Annotated in this window: 3 protein-coding genes; all 3 read left to right on the forward strand. The window is 49.6% G+C overall.

The window, feature by feature from the left end; genetic code table 11:
- Nucleotides 1-1,202, forward strand: a 1,202-nt coding sequence (locus ACFPYJ_RS06920; protein ID WP_379187354.1) for an alkaline phosphatase D family protein, incomplete at its 5' end; no start/stop codon positions are given.
- 94 nt (nt 1,203-1,296) lie between these two features.
- Nucleotides 1,297-1,461 carry a twin-arginine translocase TatA/TatE family subunit gene (locus ACFPYJ_RS06925; protein WP_379187355.1) on the forward strand — a complete coding sequence of 55 codons (165 nt, stop codon included), beginning with the start codon at nt 1,297-1,299 and terminating at the stop codon, nt 1,459-1,461.
- Nucleotides 1,462-1,486: 25 nt separating this feature from the next.
- On the forward strand, nt 1,487-1,624 hold the full coding sequence (locus tag ACFPYJ_RS06930; RefSeq protein WP_379187356.1) for a twin-arginine translocase subunit TatC: 138 nt from the start codon (nt 1,487-1,489) through the stop codon (nt 1,622-1,624).
- The last annotated feature ends 72 nt before the right edge of the window (nt 1,625-1,696 follow it).

Genomic DNA, 1,696 nt, shown 5'->3' on the forward strand with positions numbered 1-1,696 from the left:
GTTCGGAAATGAGTCCCGTAGGCCGGACGAAAACGCTGCCTGCATTCGGATCGCACGTATCGAAAATGACTTTTGCTTTTGCTTCCTGTCAAAACTACCCGGTGGGTTATTTTACTGCTTACCGACACATGGCCGCTGAAGAGTTGGATCTGGTTTTTCATCTGGGCGATTACATTTACGAAGGCCCCGGTCCCGCATCAACTACTCCAAGCCCACGGTACCATAATGGTCCCGAAATTATGACACTTACGGATTACCGCAACCGCTATGCCCTTTACAAAAGCGACAGCGACCTGCAGGCCGCACACGCCAAGTTCCCATGGGTGGTTGCGATGGACGACCATGAAGTCGAAAACAACCATGCCGGTCTGTTCCCTGAGAATAATCAGCCGGTCGAGCCTTTCCTGGCACGCAAGGCTGCGGCATTCCAGGCCTATTACGAAAATATGCCTTTAAGAAGTTCTTCCCTGCCGAGCGGGTTCACCATGCAGCTCTACAGAAATTTTAATTATGGCGACCTGGCTAATGTTTTTGTACTCGACACCCGCCAGTTCCGTGATGATCAGGCAAGTAGTGACAAGGACGTAGTACAACCGCCGACCCCCGAATCCACAAGTGTCGATCGGTCCATTATGGGCGAAGAGCAGGAGCAATGGTTGCTTTCGGGACTCTACCAATCGCAGGCGAAGTGGAACATCATTCCACAGCAGGTTCTTTTCTGTAAGAGGGACTTACTGATCGGAACCGGAGAAGAATTGAACATGGAGAATTGGGACGGTTATTCCGCCAACCGCGACCGGATTCTTAATTTTGCGAAACAGCAAGGCCTTACCAATCTTGTTGTTCTTACAGGTAACGTTCACAACAACTGGGCCTGCGATATTAAAGCGGATTTCAACAATCCGGATTCCGAGACGCTCGGGGCTGAGTTTGTCGGCACCGCCATCACCTCAGGAGGAGACGGTGTTGATATCACGGACGCCCAAAAAGCCGTGCTTGCGGAAAATCCGCATATTAAGTTCTACAACAATCAACGCGGCTACGTGCGCTGCATTGTTACCCCTGACAGCTGGCAGACGGATTATCGGATTGTTCCGTATGTTTCCCGTCCAGGAGCACCGATCACCACTCGCGCTTCCTTCCTGTTGGAAAAGGGCAAACCCGGATTGCAGAAAATTTACGACGGTGCGGTCACCGTGTAAGGAACGTACTGGATTTAAGCTCGGCCTATAAGAAAACCATCAGCCACGGCATCATAAAGCCGTGGCTGATCCTACACTACACAATTTTGAGGAGATGATTATTGCGCTTGTTATATTTGGTCCTGCCAAGCTTCCTGAGCTTGGACGAGCATTCGGCAAAACGCTAAGCGAGTTTAAGGGCGCTACACGCGGCGATACGGAGGATGAGAAGAAGAGCGATACGGAGTCTTCGAAGTCGTCTGTAGAGGTTAACAAGTAGCATGGGTTCGGACAGTAATACACAGATGAATATAGTGGAACACCTTGAAGAGGTGCGGAAGCGGATCATTCGAACCTTGCTCGCGTTTCTTGTTGCAATGGTCGCCTCTTTCATCTATGTGCAGGATATATTTGTATTGGGAAGGAGAGCCGAAACATTATGAGTAGGGCAATAACAAGCTAGCATGTATGTTTTGTAAATGTCGGTGAAAGAAAACGGCCATATTTTTTCAACG

It is taken from the genome of Paenibacillus solisilvae, from assembly GCF_042656405.1.
Taxonomy (GTDB): Bacteria; Bacillota; Bacilli; order Paenibacillales; family Paenibacillaceae; genus Paenibacillus_Z; species Paenibacillus_Z solisilvae.

Excerpts from the sequence above, each read along its gene's own strand:
- ACFPYJ_RS06925 (WP_379187355.1), top strand. The coding sequence starts at position 1,297 with ATGATTATTGCGCTTGTTATATTTGGTCCTGCCAAGCTTCCTGAGCTT.
- ACFPYJ_RS06930 (WP_379187356.1), top strand. The coding sequence starts at position 1,487 with ATGAATATAGTGGAACACCTTGAAGAGGTGCGGAAGCGGATCATTCGA.